General features: G+C 36.4%; 11 protein-coding genes, 1 pseudogene and 1 CRISPR repeat array (1 of these 13 only partly in view). Of the genes and pseudogenes, 10 read left to right on the top strand and 2 right to left on the bottom strand.

Annotated features, from left to right (window positions below; all coding sequences use genetic code 11):
* Positions 1–64 precede the first annotated feature (64 nt).
* The 8 genes from LEP1GSC049_RS209330 to cas5 all read left to right on the top strand — a co-directional run bounded on the left by LEP1GSC049_RS209330 (position 65) and on the right by cas5 (position 12,896).
* On the top strand, positions 65–1,831 hold the full coding sequence (locus LEP1GSC049_RS209330; RefSeq protein ID WP_016561172.1) for a GAF domain-containing SpoIIE family protein phosphatase: 1,767 nt from the start codon (positions 65–67) through the stop codon (positions 1,829–1,831).
* A gap of 1,113 nt (positions 1,832–2,944) precedes the next feature.
* Complete coding sequence (locus LEP1GSC049_RS209335) at positions 2,945–3,781, top strand: aldo/keto reductase (protein WP_016750937.1); 837 nt, start codon at positions 2,945–2,947, stop codon at positions 3,779–3,781.
* A 584-nt stretch (positions 3,782–4,365) separates the two neighbouring features.
* Complete coding sequence (locus LEP1GSC049_RS209340) at positions 4,366–5,862, top strand: ABC-F family ATP-binding cassette domain-containing protein (protein ID WP_004755856.1); 1,497 nt, start codon at positions 4,366–4,368, stop codon at positions 5,860–5,862.
* Between the two features lie 502 nt (positions 5,863–6,364).
* A complete protein-coding gene (gene cas6 / locus LEP1GSC049_RS209345; protein ID WP_016561175.1) occupies positions 6,365–6,979 on the top strand; it encodes a type I-MYXAN CRISPR-associated protein Cas6/Cmx6 in 615 nt (204 codons plus the stop codon).
* Positions 6,979–9,276, top strand: a complete 2,298-nt coding sequence (locus LEP1GSC049_RS209350; RefSeq protein ID WP_004756542.1) for a CRISPR-associated helicase/endonuclease Cas3 — start codon at positions 6,979–6,981, stop codon at positions 9,274–9,276. Before cas6 ends, LEP1GSC049_RS209350 begins: the two co-directional genes overlap by 1 nt.
* On the top strand, positions 9,273–11,195 hold the full coding sequence (gene cmx8 / locus LEP1GSC049_RS209355; protein WP_016561177.1) for a type I-MYXAN CRISPR-associated protein Cmx8: 1,923 nt from the start codon (positions 9,273–9,275) through the stop codon (positions 11,193–11,195). The genes LEP1GSC049_RS209350 and cmx8 overlap by 4 nt, the downstream gene beginning before the upstream one ends.
* A 20-nt stretch (positions 11,196–11,215) precedes the next feature.
* On the top strand, positions 11,216–12,157 hold the full coding sequence (gene cas7i / locus LEP1GSC049_RS209360; RefSeq protein WP_004755829.1) for a type I-B CRISPR-associated protein Cas7/Cst2/DevR: 942 nt from the start codon (positions 11,216–11,218) through the stop codon (positions 12,155–12,157).
* Positions 12,158–12,161: 4 nt separating this feature from the next.
* Positions 12,162–12,896 (top strand): CRISPR-associated protein Cas5, encoded by a 735-nt coding sequence (gene cas5 / locus LEP1GSC049_RS209365; RefSeq protein WP_004755767.1) that lies wholly within the window; start codon positions 12,162–12,164, stop codon positions 12,894–12,896.
* Between the two features lie 311 nt (positions 12,897–13,207).
* Here cas5 and LEP1GSC049_RS2000000229175 read toward each other — a convergent pair whose 3' ends face one another.
* Positions 13,208–13,411 carry a hypothetical protein gene (locus tag LEP1GSC049_RS2000000229175; RefSeq protein WP_004756555.1) on the bottom strand — a complete coding sequence of 68 codons (204 nt, stop codon included), beginning with the start codon at positions 13,409–13,411 and terminating at the stop codon, positions 13,208–13,210.
* A gap of 57 nt (positions 13,412–13,468) precedes the next feature.
* Between LEP1GSC049_RS2000000229175 and LEP1GSC049_RS209375 the strand changes: the two genes are divergently transcribed.
* Together LEP1GSC049_RS209375 and cas2 are read left to right on the top strand one after the other, a co-directional pair.
* Positions 13,469–15,094 carry a type I-MYXAN CRISPR-associated endonuclease Cas4/Cas1 gene (locus tag LEP1GSC049_RS209375; protein WP_004762644.1) on the top strand — a complete coding sequence of 542 codons (1,626 nt, stop codon included), beginning with the start codon at positions 13,469–13,471 and terminating at the stop codon, positions 15,092–15,094.
* On the top strand, positions 15,094–15,378 hold the full coding sequence (cas2, locus tag LEP1GSC049_RS0207290) for a CRISPR-associated endonuclease Cas2 (RefSeq protein ID WP_016748530.1): 285 nt from the start codon (positions 15,094–15,096) through the stop codon (positions 15,376–15,378). Before LEP1GSC049_RS209375 ends, cas2 begins: the two co-directional genes overlap by 1 nt.
* A 366-nt stretch (positions 15,379–15,744) precedes the next feature.
* Positions 15,745–16,145: a CRISPR direct-repeat array (repeat unit 36 nt; unit sequence CTGAACTTAACTTTGATGCCGTAAGGCGTTGAGCAC).
* A gap of 302 nt (positions 16,146–16,447) precedes the next feature.
* Here the strand turns inward: cas2 and LEP1GSC049_RS2000000226995 are convergent.
* Positions 16,448–17,435 (bottom strand): annotated as a pseudogene (locus tag LEP1GSC049_RS2000000226995) (WG repeat-containing protein); it runs 930 nt beyond the window's last position.

The raw sequence follows: 17,435 nt of genomic DNA, 5'->3' as shown, positions 1-17,435 counted from the left end.
TTTTTTAAATCCTTCCAAACCCTTGACGATCTTTCTGTTCACTCCAGTCTTGACGCAAATATCTATGCCTCAGACCGTTTTGGAATTTCAAAAACTAAAAAGTATCTTAAACGTCAGTACGATCTTTACAGCGAACTTAGATCTCTATCAACTTTTACCTTTGATTATGCTTTATTCCAAGGATCTTCTAGAAGCGGAGGCAAGTTCCTTATTTCTTCTAGATGAAACCGGAGAATTTTTATATTGCGAAGTGACTCTCGGCGAAAAAGGAGAAATCATTCAAAAATATGGACGTCTTAATTTAGGAGAAGGAATTGCGGGTTGGGTCGCCAAAGAGAAAAAAACGATCATATTAGAAGACGCTTATTTGGATTCTAGATTCAATCCTTCTTGGGATCAAAAAACCGGTTATAGAACGCGCTCTTTAATATGTGTTCCTTTGTTTGTGGAAAATAAAGTTATCGGAACTCTTGAAATTCTAAACAAAACGCAAAACCGTTCTTTTGATTCCTCCGATTTAAATTATCTTACTTCTCTTTCCGAAGTGGCAGCGATCGCGATACAGAACGCAAAAATACACGATAATCTCAAAAAGAGAATTTTAGAACTTTCCCTTCTTTATGAATTTGAAAAACGAATCGTTTCCGAAAAAAGTATTCATGAATTAGGCAATTGGGTTTTACAAAGAATATTAGAATTTTTAGAAGCAAGAACCGGGACCATCTATCTTGCGGATCATACAAACCAAACCCTAAGAATTTTAGCAGCCAAAGGAATTCCGAAAGAAGCGGTTCAAACAATTACGGTTCCTTTTGGAGAAGGTGTTGCCGGTTGGATCGCCAAAGAGAAGAAAAGTCTTCTTATCCAGAATTTGGAGGAAGACAATCGTTACGATAAGAACGCAAGATATAAGTTCGAAGCAAATTCTCTCATCTCTTCTCCTTTAATTTATAGAAACGAACTTTTAGGAGTTATTAGCGTTAATAGTAAAAAGTCCGGTTTTGCGTTTCATCAAAACGATTTGGAAATGTTGGACACGATTGCCAATAGGCTTGCTCTAACGATTAAAAATGCAGATCTATTTCACAAAGTAGTAGATTCGGATCGTGAGTTGCAAAGAGCCAGAGAAGTCATGTCTAAGTTCATTCCAACTGCAATCCCTTATATAAAAAATTTGGAAGTTAGCGCACAGTATATTCCCTATTCGAATGTAGGAGGAGATTTTTATAACATATTTAGATTGGATCCAGAACGAACCGGGTTTTTAATCGCGGACGTTTCCGGTCACGGTCTTTCGGCTTCTGCAATCGCTGCGATGATGAACACAATCATTTCCACTTACGATAAAGAAATTCTTTCGAGTCCTTCTCAATTTTTTACAGAACTCAATCACGCTCTTTATAATAAGATGGTCGGAAATTTTGTAACCGCGTTTTATTGTGTGATCAACACCGATCAAAATACAATTCTTTATTCCAACGCAGGACACAATCATCCTTTACTTTTACAAAACTCTACCGACAATCTGACTCCTTTAGAAACGAAGGGTAAATTGATCGGAGTCATTCCGGATCTTTTTTTCGAGGAGAACCGGGTTGATTTCGACTCCGGTGACAGACTGGTATTGTATACGGATGGTATTTCCGAACATTATTCCGAGGACAGAACCAAACGTTATAACGAAGAGTTGATTTCTATTTCGATTCATAGGTCCGTTTCTAAAACTTCAAAGGAAGCCGCGTCTCAAATTATTTCGGATTGTATCGAATTTTGCAACCGTTCTAAGTTTGACGACGATGTTACTCTTCTTGTAGTCGATCGTTTAAAGTAAAAAACGCGGTAGTTCCCACAAATTTATGTTTTACTGTAATATCTCGAAAACGTGGTAGTTCCCACATTACTTGATAAATGGAATATTCTAATCTTATAAATAGGTTGTTTCAAAATCTAAAAAGAAATTATAATCTCTATCACTGAAAACGTGATAGTTCCCACAAATTCAAAGTCAGTCTATAAAATCTAGATTTGTGATAGTTCCCACAGATTCAAAGTCAGTCTATAAAATCTAGATTTGTGATAGTTCCCACAGATTCAAAGTTAGTCTGCAAAACCCGGATTTGTAAGAGTTCCCACAAATTTAAAGTTAGTCTATAAAACCCGAATTTGTAAGAGTTCCCACAAATTCAAAGTTAGTCTGCAAAACCCGGATTTGTAAGAGTTCCCACAGATTCAAAGTTAGTCTGCAAAACCCGGATTTGTAAGAGTTCCCACAAATTTAAAGTTAGTCTATAAAATCTAGATTTGTGATAGTTCCCACAAATTCAAAGTCAGTCTGCAAAACCCGGATTTGTAAGAGCTCCCACAAATTCAAAGTCAGTCTATAAAATCTAGATTTGTGATAGTTCCCACAATTTAAGGAATCGATCTGCAAAGTTTAGATCCAACTTTTTTCAAAAAAATGAAACGTAACAAACTCACATTAAAAAAATCCATATCTGCGATTAACACAATGGCTCTAGCGAATCGTTTTAGGGTAATACCGATTTTAATACGAATTTATTTTTACTTTACTCAAGAACTACACAATAAAGAACCCAATCCAATCATCCTATAAATTCAGAGAAAGAAAACCAGGGCGAATCCGGCATCGCCGGACCGGGCTCTTAGCTCTGGTCAAGTTATTGTGAAATTCCAAAAACAGATTCAATTTTTATAAAATACCAATAACTTGAACTTACAACGCGCCTCATAGGAAGTGTTGTGCTTTAGTTCATTCATCGATCCCTTTCGCATTAGATTTTATTGAACTTACAAGGAACGATACTTTGGGATAAAAGTTTAGGTACCTGATTTGATAGAAGTGTGTAATAGAAATTCATAATTTCATTCTTAAGTTGTTGCGTTTTATTCTTTTTACAATCCAAAATCAAATCAAGAGGCAAAGATGAATAATAAAGAGAATTCGCTTAAACAAACGGTAACGCTCAATAACGGAATTTCTATGCCGATTTTAGGACTTGGAGTTTGGAAAACTAAATCCGGCAAAGAATGCAAAGAAGCGGTTTTAAACGCTTTAGAAGCGGGTTATCGTCATATCGATACGGCCAGAATTTATGACAATGAAAAAGATGTGGGTCAAGCGATTCGAGAAAGCGGAATTCCAAGAAAAGAAATTTTTATCACTACAAAACTTTGGAACGCAGATCAAGGGCCGGATAAAACTAGAAAGGCACTCGAAAACAGTCTTGATAAATTAGGAATCGATTTTGTGGATCTTTATCTCATTCATTTTCCGGTAACTTCTAAAAGAATGAATTCTTGGAAAGAATTGGAAAAAGTTTACCATGATAAACTCTGTAAAGCAATCGGAGTCAGCAACTATACGATCACCCATCTCGGAGAATTATTGAAAGATTCTCAAATTACTCCCGCAGTCAATCAAGTTGAGTTTCATCCGTTTTTAAATCAGATTCACTTATTAGAATATTGTAAAAAACATAAAATCCAACTCGAAGCTTATAGCCCGCTGGCACACGGTCAAAAAATAGAAGATCCTACGATCTCTAAAATTGCGCAAAAATACGATAAAACTCCGGCTCAGATTTTGATTCGTTGGGCCATTGAACAAAAAATTGTAGTCATTCCAAAATCCACTCAAAAAAAAAGAATCATCGAAAATTCTAAAGTTTTTGATTTTGCAATTTCGGAAGAAGATATGAAAATTCTAAATTCATTGGACGAAAATTTCAGAACCTGTTGGGATCCTTCGGAAGTTGTTTAATCGTTTTCCAAACATGGGCGTTGTTACGACCCAAAGTTTGACTGATAAAATCTCGTAACTGTAAGAGTTCCCGCGTTTTCCAAACATGGACGTTGTTACGACCCAAGGTTTGACTGATAAAATCTCGTAACTGTAAGAGTTCCCGCGTTTTCCAAACATGGGCGTAGTTACGACCCAAAGTTTGATCGATAAAATCTCGTAACTGTAAGAGTTCCCGCGTTTTTCAAACATGGGCGTTGTTACGACCCAAAGTTTGATTGATAAAATCTCGTAACTGTAAGAGTTCCCGCATTTTCCAAACATGGACGTTGTTACGACCCAAAGTTTGATTGATAAAATCTCGTAACTGTAAGAGTTCCCGCGTTTTCCAAACATGGGCGTTGTTACGACCCAAAGTTTGATTGATAAAATCTCGTAACTGTAAGAGTTCCCGCGTTTTCCAAACATGGGCGTTGTTACGACCCTTGGATTAAAATTAAGATCTTGATCAAAAAGAATAACATAGGCAGAGATCCGACTTTTCAAATAGAATACGGATACATTTAGAATGACCCTTATATTGTGTCTGAAATTTTGGTTTTCAGATGATAAAAATTTCCGGCCTGAACAAGGCATTTACAACTAAAGTTCTTTTTGACGACTTGAACTTGAGTATCAATCGAGGAGAAAAAGTCGGACTTGTAGGTCGCAACGGACATGGAAAATCCACTCTTTTTCAGATGATACTTGGAAACGTAGAAGCGGATTCAGGAACGATTTCCACACCTAAAGGATATAAAATTGGACATCTGCAACAGCACCTTCATTTTACAAAACCAACTGTATTAGAAGAATGTTCTCTTGGACTTCCCGAGGGAGAAGAATACGAAACTTGGAAAGTAGAAAAAATCCTTTTCGGTCTGGGTTTTTCCGAACAGGACATGGAAAAAAATCCAAACGATTTTTCGGGGGGTTATCAGATTCGGATGAATCTTGCAAAACTTCTAGTCTCCTCTCCCGACATGCTGATGTTAGACGAACCGAATAACTATCTAGATATAGTAACAATCCGCTGGCTCGAAGAATTTTTAAGGGAATGGGAAGGAGAAATCATATTAGTAACTCATGATAGAGGATTTATGGATGCAGTAGTCACTCATACAATTGCGATTCATAGAACTAAAGCAATCAAAGTTCAAGGTGATACAGATAAACTTTACAATCAGATCAATCAATCCGAAGAAATTTACGAAAAAACTCGTTTGAACGAGGCTAAAAAAAGAAAACAAGAAGAGATATTCATCGCAAAATTTAAAGCAAAAGCGAGTTTTGCGAGCCGGGCTCAGTCCAGAGTCAAAAAATTAGAAAAACAAGGCGAAATGAAAGCCTTAGAAAAAATAGAAGATCTGGAATTATATTTCAACAGCGCTCCATTCAATGCAAATCAGATGTTGTCTGCGGAAAATCTTACCTTTTCCTATGACGGCAAGGAACCGTTTCTGATAGAAAATTTTTCCATCAGCGTAGGCAATAGAGAAAGAATTTGTATCATCGGTAAAAACGGAAAAGGGAAATCCACACTTCTCAAAATTTTAGCGGGCGAATTAGAAACCTCTCAAGGAACGATCAAAAAACATCCGGTTTTAAAAGAAGGTTACTTCGGCCAGACCAACAAACTCAATCTAAACGAAAACTCAACTGTGGTGGAAGAAATTATGAGTTCCGACCCTTCCTGCAACGAATGGAAGGCTAGAACAATCGCAGGTGGATTGATGTTTTCAGAAGATCAAGCTTTGAAAAAAATCAAAGTACTTTCCGGAGGAGAAAAAAGCAGAGTGCTTCTCGGCAAAATATTAGTGACTCCTTGTCATCTGCTTTATCTGGACGAACCAACAAATCACCTAGATATGCAGTCTTGCGATTCTCTGATAGAAGCCATAGATGAATTCGAAGGTTCCATCATTATGGTGACTCATGACGAACTACATCTTCGTGCAGTTGCTACAAAACTGATCGTATTCGATAACGATTCGATTCAAATTTTCGACGGTTCCTATGACGACTTTCTAAACGACGTAGGATGGTCCAACGAACACTATTAAAATAGAATAGATTTGTTGAAAAATTAATTCTTGATCTGTTTATATTGGATTGAATGGACAATTGAAGCAATTTTACGAATCTTCACTATGGAATTTTTCAACAACTCTAATATTCTTTTATGTAAAAATAGAGTTTAATAAAAGTAAAATTATCGATTCTACTCCAACTAGAATGATTTTATTACTCAAAACTATTAATATAAAGCACCCAATCCAATAATTTATACTTCAATCAAACGTTTCCGTAAAACAGAGATGAAAAATTCACTTTTCAACAACTCTAATAAAATTCGGAATGCGGAACAAACCTGATCTGCGTTTTCTCAGTTTATATTTCGCCTTTCCAACTACTGCAAGCAGAAAGCACCAAAATTGTTCTTGGATTCATTCTATGTCCGTCCCGTGTTTGTTCTGAAATTTTTTATTCTACTTTCAAAAATGAGATAGAATTTTACAAATTCATTCTCTTAATTAGTAAAATCATAATTTCGTAAATTAAAATATGCAATATCTTGAACTTAAATTTCCGGTGCATGGCAAATCCATTCCGGCAGATCACGGGTATAAACTCTATTCAGCACTTTGCAAACAGGAAAGAATTATCCATGAAACGGAAGCCCTTTCGATCTGCGGAATATCTGGAATTCCCGATAAAAATAGAACCTTACATTTAAACGTTGCAAGTAAATTAAGAATTCGCGCTTCACAATCTTTATTGCCTCACTTATTAAAATTGGCCGGCAAAAGTTTGGAATTATCGCAAGATAAAATACGCTTGGGAATTCCTACGATTAACCTATTGAAACCTCATAAAATCTTGTACAGTCGCTTAGTAACGATCAAAGGTTATACGGAAGAAGACGCCTTTTTGAAGTCGGTTCAAGATAAATTACAAAAACTTGAAGTATCCTGTGAAGTTCTTTTATTTAGGGGAAGGATCTCTGAGAACAATCAAAAAATCATACGCAAAACGATTCGCATTCACGATAAGGAAGTCGTCGGCTTTCCAGTTCTATTACACAATTTAACACCGGAAGCTTCGATTCTTTTACAAACTCAAGGTTTAGGCGGAAGAAGAAAGATGGGTTGCGGCCACTTTGTAGGAATCAGGGTTTGATGGAGAAGTTGCTGGCGAAGAGTAGAACTCAAGACGGAAGAGAAATCTCCCTTCAAGAACATTCGTTTGATACGGAAAATGCGGCGATTTCAATTTTTAGAAAAGAATCGCGATTCTTAAATAACTGGCTTCGTTTTTTTAAAATAAGAAAAGAAGACGAAGAAAAATTTCTTTTAAATCTTCGTGTGACTTGTCTTTTTCATGATATTGGAAAAGCGAACGATGACTTTCAGAAAGCAGTAAGGGAGAAAGGATTCTTTCATCAAGGGATCAGACATGAGCATTTGAGCGCTTTTGTATTGCACTTACCTGAAATTAGAAAATGGCTTTCTCAAAACAAAGATTTAGATATTCCAATAATTACATCAGCAGTACTGTGCCACCATTTAAAAGCCACGGATAAAAACGACCATCAATATAAATGGTTAACAGATCCACTTCGTGATTTTGTAATATTAAATCTTTTCCATGAAGAAGTAAAAATAATTCTAAAAAAAGTAAACCAGTTCTTAAAAAGCGATATAGACATTCCTCAGTTGAACTATAAAACCTTCAGTCCAGAAGACGAAAATTGGAAAAAAACATTTCAATCTGGGGCAAAAGAATCTGGAATACTTGGTTTTAGATTGGATGAAAACAGAAAACAACTTCACCTTGCAATTAAGGCAGCGCTGATTGTTTCGGATAGCGCCTCGTCCGGTCTTGTAAGAGAAAATCATTTAATCGAAAAGTGGATATCAAAGGCCATTCATTCCGATGAAATTAAAGAAAATGAAATTTTAAAAGAAATCATTCAAAAAAGAATGGATGATAAAAAAATTCTCGAACTTCACCAGTTTCAAAAGCAAGTAGCAACCAAAGGTGATCGAGTCCTACTGATGGCCGGTTGTGGCATGGGTAAGACATTAGCAGCCTGGAATTGGGCGAATGAAGTTTCTAAAAAGCAAAAAATTAGCAAGGTCATTTTTCTTTATCCTACTCGCGGAACTGCAACAGAAGGATTCAAGGACTACGCATCTTGGGCTCCAGAAGCGGATGCAACCTTAATGCATGGAACTTCCGACTACGAATTGGATTCTATGTTTCAAAATCCTGACGATGAAAAATCAAAAAGAGATTTTCGTATTTCAGAGGCGGATGAACGGTTATTTGCCATAGCTTTTTGGTCAAAGAAATTCTTTAGCGCAACAGCGGATCAATTCTTAAGTTTCTTACAGAATAATTATAAAGGCATATGCCTATTACCCGTTCTTTCTGAATGCGCATTGATAGTAGACGAGGTCCATAGTTTCGACAAAGCAATGTTTTCATCGCTACTTAGTTTTTTAAAGTATTTTGACTTACCAATTCTTTGCATGACTGCAACTTTAACACCTAAGAATAAACAAAGTTTATTAGAACTAGATTTAGAACAATATCCTAAAGAAGAAGATAGAAAAGAACTAGAAAACTTAATAAACTTAGAAAATCATCCTAGATATAATAAAACCGTTTTAGAAAATGCAGAACAAGCAAAAGAAATTGCAATTAAAAGTTTTCGAGAAGGAAAGCGAGTCCTTTGGGTTTTGAATACAGTGGATAGATGCCAAAAAACGTATGAAGAATTAACGGAAGAATTACAAACAGAAGTTCATTGTTATCATAGCCGATTTAAATTATCAGACAGAAAAACTGTTCATGAAAATACGGTAAATGCTTTTCAAGGTAGCAACCTAAATTCTATCGCGGTCACTACTCAAGTTTGCGAAATGAGTTTGGATTTAGACGCAGATGTGTTGATTTCCGAGTTTGCACCGGTGTCTTCTATGGTTCAAAGATTCGGCAGAGCGAATCGACACCTTAAAAAAGGAGACGAATTTAGGGCAGAACTTTATTTATACGAAGTAGTCGGAAGTTTAAAACCATATTCTTCGGATGAAATAAATGCGGCAAAAAATTTCTTAAACAATCTTCCAGAAAAAGATATAAGTCAAAATTTATTAGCGACGAAATTAGAGGAATGTTCCGCACAAGAGTATAAAACACTTCCATCCGCATCCTTTATTGACGGAGGATATTTCGCCTTACCCAGCGACTACAGAGACATCGAAGAGTTCACAGCGCAGGCTATTTTGGATGAAGATTTTCCGGAAGTAAGTCAACTTTTACAATCTAAGAAACCGATTGACCCCTATATTCTACCCGTTCCCGATAAGCGGGAACTCAATTTACGTAACGAAGAACATTCGCTTTTACCCAAATACTTAAAGATAGTGAGCAGGAAATATTATAATAATAAAAGAGGGTTTGCATTATGAAAAAGCAAATGACTAAGGATAATGAAAATTTGTCTTCCTCTCCAAAATTCAAAAATGAAAAAGAATCTAAAGAAAACCTGAAAGAAATTACTTTAGAATATAAACTTCATGAACTCCCATCCTCTCAACACAAAGCTGGGCTTGCCGGACTTTATCTAATCATAGATTGGTTAGATAAACAGGATATAAATAAGGAGCTTATAAAAAGAACGCAAATTAGCGAGGCGGGACTCAAGGTAACTCTTACGAAAAAAGATGTGAAGGACTTGTTTGATGAGATTTATAAGCCTATTTTTATAAGAGTGGAAGATGATAAAATCAGAACTAAAGGTAAAGGAGAAAATAAAAAAGATATTCCTCCTCTCGATTTGTATTCTAAAAAATTCGAAACAAAAATTTTTATTTATCCATCTAAACCAAAAGCAAAATTAGAACCTAATAAAGTTTTAATTCAAGAAATCGATAATCCAAACCCCAGCTCTAAAAAAAATAGAAAACTATATATATACGAAGAAGAAACTAAAAAGAAAAGAAAGTATCCAAATAATATTGATATTGAACCAATAAAAACTTATTCCATAGAAGAAGAAAAGATAGTTTATATTTATGACGACAAATACCCGTTTGGCTCATTTCTTTCTCAATATGATAAGAATAAAGAGAATGGTCTCTGGATTAAACTTTGGCGAGATATGATGTGGAGTACAATTAGAGGTATCCCTACCACTAGAAACGAATATAAAAAATATGAATCAGAGAATGATCCGAACATAATAAAACAGTGGAAAATCTTATCTAGTTTAACTGATTTTAAAACTCTTAAAAGTCAATATTTCATAGGTGCTCAGAAAGTAAATGCTGAATCAATAAATTTTCAAGATATTCATAAACATTTCTTTTTACTAAATTTTTTTCCTTTCACTATACAAACCTATGCTTCCCGAAAAATGGAATATGATAGCAATATTAAAGACTATAAGTTAGCAGATAATGGTTACATTGTCTGCATTCCAGATATATTAAGATTGAAATCATTCTGCGAATATTTCCCCGATTATATGAATCAGAGAAGTTTGGATAAGGCGGGATACAGGCCCAGAGAAGCCATTACATTTCTACCGCAGATAGCAGGCTTAGATTCTTTAAACAAATTTCATTTAATCTTAAAGAGAACGTTAGGTAATTCGTTTCATGAAATTCTTCATGCACAAGACATTATACATTGCGAAAAAGATGATAAGAATATAAGAATACGAAATAGTATCCGCATAAAGCCAAACTTTGACTTTGAGAATAAAGTCATGCAATATAAAAAGCTTTATCATAATTATCATTTTCAAAAGGAGATTATTCAAAATCTCTTATTAAACAAATCAGAACTTAATGGCTTCTATGAACTATTTAAGAATTATCCATATGAAGAATTTTTTAAATTTGGCGCCAATGTGCGTGGTGAAATCGGATTTAAAACAGATGCAAAGACATATTTTGAAGAACAGGAAATTAAATTTAAAGGAGAACAGAAAATGTCAGAGGATGGAAATGTTCCAAAAACAATAGAACTGTTAGTTCATCAAATTATTAGAACTTATATTTTTAGTAAACTGGAATTTAAACATCAAATAATTTGGGATAAAGATAAAAAAGTATTATGGTCAAAGTCAAGGAACACACCCGCAAACGATGACGATTACAAAAATAAGTCTAAAATTGCAAAGGACGCCTTTCTTGCAATTCGAAGTAGAAAAGATAGAGAAGATTTTATAAATTACTTCACTTCAACGATATGCTCTGTTCCGCACAAACTTGGTGAGGAGGAATATATTAAATTAGCGGAATCTTTGTATAACGCAGAAGAAGATACAGGCTGGGAAAAAATAAGAGCATTATCTATGCTTGCGTTATCTGCAAATAGCTAACCAAATTAAAGGAAAAAATTATGACTACGAAAAACAATAAAAATTTATTCTGCACCATTCTTACTCATGCTGCTCCAACTTCTAATTACAGAGGAGAAAATGAAGAAAATCGCCCGGTACTCCAAAGGATTAATAAAAACGGAAAAGACTACATTATTTTTAGTTCAGAATCCATTCGTTTTGCCCTAAGAGAAATTGTCGCGACAAAGTTAGAAGGTTGGGGAAAAGACATCAACCGCAAAAGACGCGACGATCTAATCGATGAAGACGGTAAATCACAATTATCCGTTCAATTCTATGACTATTGTAATGCAGATTTATATGCCGATGATTTTCTATTCGGTTATATGATTGCAATGAAAGAAGATATTGTAAAAGCAGTTGAAAAACATGGTAAAGAATGGGTTGCTAAAAAAGATTCGGTTTTTAAGGGAAATAACGCTGTGGCCTTAAGTCCTTTTAGAATAGAGGCAACCTTTCATCAATCTCCGAGAAACGTAGACAGTCCTTGGAGTAATACCGAAAAAAAGAATTCGATTCTTTTAAATAAAGAAATTTCTCATACTGCGGTGCAGTATCCTTTCGCCTTGTCGGGAAATGACTGTAGAAAAAATGAAAAAACGATTCAATGGGTTAAAACTTTGTTAGATTCTATCGGGGAGCTAAACAATGTAGGAGGAGGTCATACGAGAAACTTATATGACTTTGCCCCAAAAAGTGTAGTGATTAGACTAACACCAAAACTTGCAGCAGGATATGATACTTATGGATTTAAAGAAGATGGTTCTTGGAGCGAATTAAGCAGAATCAATGAAAACGATTTACCTCGTGACGAATTTTATTTTGCCGGAGAAATAGTTCGTAATATGAAGGAAGCAGATAAAGCAAGACTTAACCCAAAAAATCTTTTTGAAAACCCGGATCATTTAATCGAAAAAATCAAAACTGATTTTTTAGGTTAACGTAATGGAAGAATTTTTCATTCATATAAAAGCTCCTTTTGCCGCTTATCGGTATTTTCAGGCAGGAAATTATCGAACGACTATGCCCACGATACCGCATTCTGCAGCGTATGGTCTTATTCTCAACTTTGCCGGCATTGAAATGAGAACAGCGGTAAATGAAATGACTACTCTTATAAAAAATGTAGTTAAAGACTATTCTTTTGAAAACGAGGATTTCATTCCCTCTTTAGAAATCGCAATTGGAGATATTGAGAACGCGAAGAAAGGATCAGTGTATCAACAATTGCATACTTATCCAGTAGGTGATGCAAGCAAAGGATTTAGGGAAGGTACGAAAGGAGCAAAATACCATATCATTCCAACACGACGAGAATTTTTAGTCGGCTTGAATACGATGATCGGAGTTCGAACGAATCTATCTGGATTCATGAAGAAAATTCAGAGTGGACTGAATGGAGATATTGAAAATCGGTACGGTCTTCCTTTTGCAGGAGATAATAACTTACTTTTTAATTTTTTAGAGATTTATGAGGAAGCGATTTATCCGGCTACATGGTATTATCCCGTCACAGAGGATGAAATTCCTGAAACAGAAACGGTTCGTTTGACGGTTGGAATTGATCGACTGAACAATAGCAAAACCACCGCCCCTCTCTTTGCCACTACAAAAGAGAAATCGCTCCAACCTCCACCTAACGCGTGGGTTTGGACGCCGAAAGAACCCGAATCAATTTGAGGATTACAAGGTTTTCAGAAACCCTCGGTCCATTCAGATTTCCGAACAATGGTTCCGTAAAGAGCGACTTAAAATCTAATTGCGAGAATTATACTTCGATTCTTCATTGAAAGCCGTAAGGCGTTGAGCACGTCACACTTAAATCTTATGTTTGGCATTTCGACGAGCTGAACTTAACTTTGATGCCGTAAGGCGATTTCTCATCCTCTGACTTTCATAAAATCCATAAATCAATTTTAAAACCAAACGATTTCTAAGAACCTTGAATTCAAATTATGTATTTTATTATTATAAAATAAATTTTGAATATTCTATAAATTTATACTCATTTTTAGAATATTCAAAATCGATACTATTACAACTTGAGCGTTGTTAAACAACGCGAAAGCGATTGAAGCGTGATCAACAAATTGAAACTGCGAAAAGATTCGGTTTTTCAGACGTTTGATCAATTTGTTGATCGGAGCGGAAAGCGCGGTCCGGCCTTCCCGAGGCCGGATTCGCCCAAAATTCAACCTTTGAACTCACGTTAATTGGTATCGATTATGGATTCATACGGTAACATAAGAGCAATGGGGATTCATTCCCTACTTTACTGCGAGAGGCTTTTTTATTTAGAAGAAGTCGAAGGAGTCTTAATCGCGGACGATCGTGTTTTTGCGGGACGAACGTTACACGAAGAATTAGAACCCAATGAGGAATCTTCCGGAAGAATCGAATCCTTTCATTATACGAGCGAAACATTGGAAATTTCCGGTAAAGTAGATCGCATTCAGAAACGAGATGGCGATTGGATTCCTTACGAACATAAACGTGGCAGAGCCAAAATCGGTAAGGACGGTCCTGAGGCTTGGGAATCGGATCAATGTCAAGTTGCGGTCTACGCTCTGCTTTTAGAAGAAGCGAGCGGAAGGACCATTACTGAAGGAAAGATTCGATACCACGGAAGCAAAGATCTTGTAAGAATCGAAATCAACGAAGAATTACGTTCGAAAGCCTTGAAAGCAATCGACCGCGCGAAAGAGTTATCCGGCAGCACGGAAAGACCTCCTATCGCGGAAAATGAAAATTTATGTAAAAACTGTTCTTTAGCTCCGGTCTGTTTACCGGAAGAAACACGGATTATTACAGAAGATGAATATGAACCTGTTCGACTTTTCCCGGAGAAAAGGGAAAAAGCTACGATACATGTTTTTGGTCACGATTCAAGAATCAAAAAATCGGCGAACGTCCTTCTTGTGGAAAAGGCTTCTGAAACCGGAGAAAAATCGAAATCGGAAAAGATTCCTATTCAAGAAATTGAATCCGTAAATATCCATGGGAACTGTCAAATTTCAAGTCAAATGATCAAGTTTTTAGCTTCGGAAGAAATTCCGGTGCATTGGTTTTCGGGTGGAGGAAATTATATCGGCGGGATTAACATCAACCCTTCTGGCGTTCAAAGAAGAATCAGACAATTTAAAGCTCTCACTGTAGATACAAATCGTTTGAGTTTGGCGAAAAAATTAGTGTTCGCAAAATGTGAATCTCAACTCCGTTATTTACTCAGATCCACCCGCGGTAACAACGAAATCAGAAATAAAACGGAAGGTTATTTAGAAACGATTCGATCCGGACTTAAAAATATTGAACTTGCGGATTCTGCAAGTCAACTTTTAGGGATCGAAGGTTCATCCGCAAGGGCGTATTTTTCCGCTCTCCCAACATTGATTAAAAATTCCGATTCTTCCTTAGTTCCCAATGGAAGAAGTAAAAGACCTCCTAAAGATCCCTTCAACGCTGCTCTAAGTTTTTTATACTCCTTACTTTATAAGTCCGTTCGTCAGGCGATCATTTCGGTTGGCCTCGATCCAAGTTTTGGTTTTTATCATACTCCACGATCTTCCGCAGAACCTCTTGTATTGGACTTAATGGAACTTTTTAGAGTTAGTGTTTGCGATATCCCTCTTGTCGGAAGCATCAATCGTAAATCATGGATCGATGAAGATTTTGAAATCTCAAAAAATAAAGTATGGTTATCTGAGTCCGGACGTAAAAAAGCGACACAACTTTACGAAACGAGGTTAGACGACACATGGAAACATCCCGTCGTAAACTATTCACTTTCCTATTATAGGATGATTGAATTGGAAACAAGGCTTTTAGAAAAAGAGTGGAATGGTGAAGCAGGAATATTTGCTCAAGCGAGGTTACGATAATGAAACATTGGAGATTGGTGACTTACGATATTAGAGAACCGAAGCGACTTCGACAAGTGGCCAAAATTATGGAAGGGTTCGGAGAACGAATTCAATATAGTGTTTTTCGAATCCACTCTACCGATAGAGAGTTAGAAAAACTTAGATGGAAATTGGCTAAAGTTATCGAAAAAGAAGACGACGTATTTTACCTGACTCTTTGCGCTAAATGTGCCTCCGGAGCTCACACCCAAGAGAAAAAATCGGCCTGGCCAGAGGCTCCCAAAACACTCAAAATTCTATAATTCAAGTATCTATTTATGGCATAGACATAATTCCCTTTTTTTAGCATCAAAATTAGCGTCTTAGTCCAAACATAACTTCGTATTCGTCCATCTTTATAGAGATTCAGAAATAACCGCATTCTAATAGCAGTTAGTTGAAGTTATTTTCTTTCTTGCGAAAATTCTGGTCCAATTTATTATCAAATACGGATCAGAACATACTTGAATTGCTATTTCCTAATCGTAAAGGCGGATTGACTCAAAATATAATTTATTAAAGAAATTCGAAATGAAAAAAAGTTATAAAAAGCAATATTCTTGTTCACCCTCTATAATTTCCTTTGTATCGACAATCTCTACACCTAAAAGCTATAAGATTAAAATGCTCTGAACTTAACTTTGATGCCGTAAGGCGTTGAGCACACAACAATTTTGCTAACGAAAACTGTTAATAATAACTGAACTTAACTTTGATGCCGTAAGGCGTTGAGCACCCTCAGTTCGTCTTTGATTCTATCAAATATCTCTAACCTGAACTTAACTTTGATGCCGTAAGGCGTTGAGCACATTGAACTCACAGCCTCATCTATAGTGGTTTGTAATTTCTGAACTTAACTTTGATGCCGTAAGGCGTTGAGCACATTGAACTCACAGCCTCATCTATAGTGGTTTGTAATTTCTGAACTTAACTTTGATGCCGTAAGGCGTTGAGCACGGGCCGATCAGCCATGGAAGTTTGTTCAAAGGGTATTCTGAACTTAACTTTGATGCCGTTAGGCGCTAAGCACAAAAGGACAGAAAAATCGGCCGATGCGAAAGCGATCTCCTGCAATGCAACATGATTTCACTATAAATATTCGAATATACTGAATTTATAACATGTTGCGTTGCAGATTGAAACGGAGAGCGCGGTTTTTCTTCGCGGAGGCGAAGAAAAATTCGCCCCGCCTTTTATTTTCCGAATGACCGAAAGCTGAATAGAATTATACCGCAATTCGAATATTATAAAAATAGGAACTTCTTCTTGGAAAATCCTTCGTTTTATTTTTTGATCGAGAATGTTTTTCGACCTTGAATCAAATCGTATTTTTTAACGTTTCATGGTCGCAACCCAATGTGCAATGTTTTTGAATTCAGGATTTTCCTCGAGGGAGGAAAAATATTCTCTCGTCCATAAGAAATGAGCGCTTAAATACTCTTCCTCCTGGAGTTCCCGCAAATGTTGTAGTGCCAGTTCCGGTTGTTTGTTAATCGCAAAATATCCGGCAAGCACGAGTCTTAAACGGTTGGTTCGAACCGTCTTCGACGAGCGAGGCAGGCGTTCGGCGATCGTTTCGATATACTCCGGTTTTGATTGTTCTTTCCAATAAATGAATAAAAAAAGATTCAACGTTTCTGCGAGATCGTCCTGTGATATTTCGTTGAACTCGTCTTCGTAGTGCTCGACCCATTCTTCTTTGCCGAAGATTTTGGAAAAATACGGATGGTCTTTCAGAATTCTCCGTTGGATGAACTCTTCAGCGCCGAGTATTTTGGATTCTCCTTTCCCCACTTTGAACAGGATCGTTGGCGGTTCGTCGTGCGCATACGCTCGATAAATATAAAGCGGATCCGTTTTTTTGATCTTTAAAAACTCGGTTCGCGTCAGCGAATGTGCGACCGCTTTTTCAAAAAGAATATCGAGCAGTTCGTTTTTAACTTGTAAATGAATCCGTTCCGATTCTTCGCACGCGGGAACAACCTTGGAAAAAACGAAATCGAAATCGACCGCACTTTCGCCTCCGTCGAATTCGTTGAGTAGATCCTCCAGATCGTTGTTGTCGGTCGCAAAACACACAGAAAGACCGATATCTCCTTGCGTATCATCCCAAAAGAAAAGAACACCGCTTAGTTCTCCGGAGAGATCCGTCCCTAACTCTTTCCAATTCGTATCCAACTGATCCACGGTCTTTATAAAAACTTCTTCCCATGAAATTTGTGTTAGTTGAGAAATCGATTTACGTATTACTTCGTCGCTTTTGGAAAAATCCGAAACGATTATATTCGATTTTTCTTTTATATCTTGAAGAAGATCAGCA

Origin of the sequence: Leptospira kirschneri serovar Cynopteri str. 3522 CT (assembly GCF_000243695.2) — a bacterium.
Lineage (GTDB): Bacteria > Spirochaetota > Leptospiria > Leptospirales > Leptospiraceae > Leptospira > Leptospira kirschneri.
This window is presented reverse-complemented; position numbering and strand designations above follow the sequence as displayed.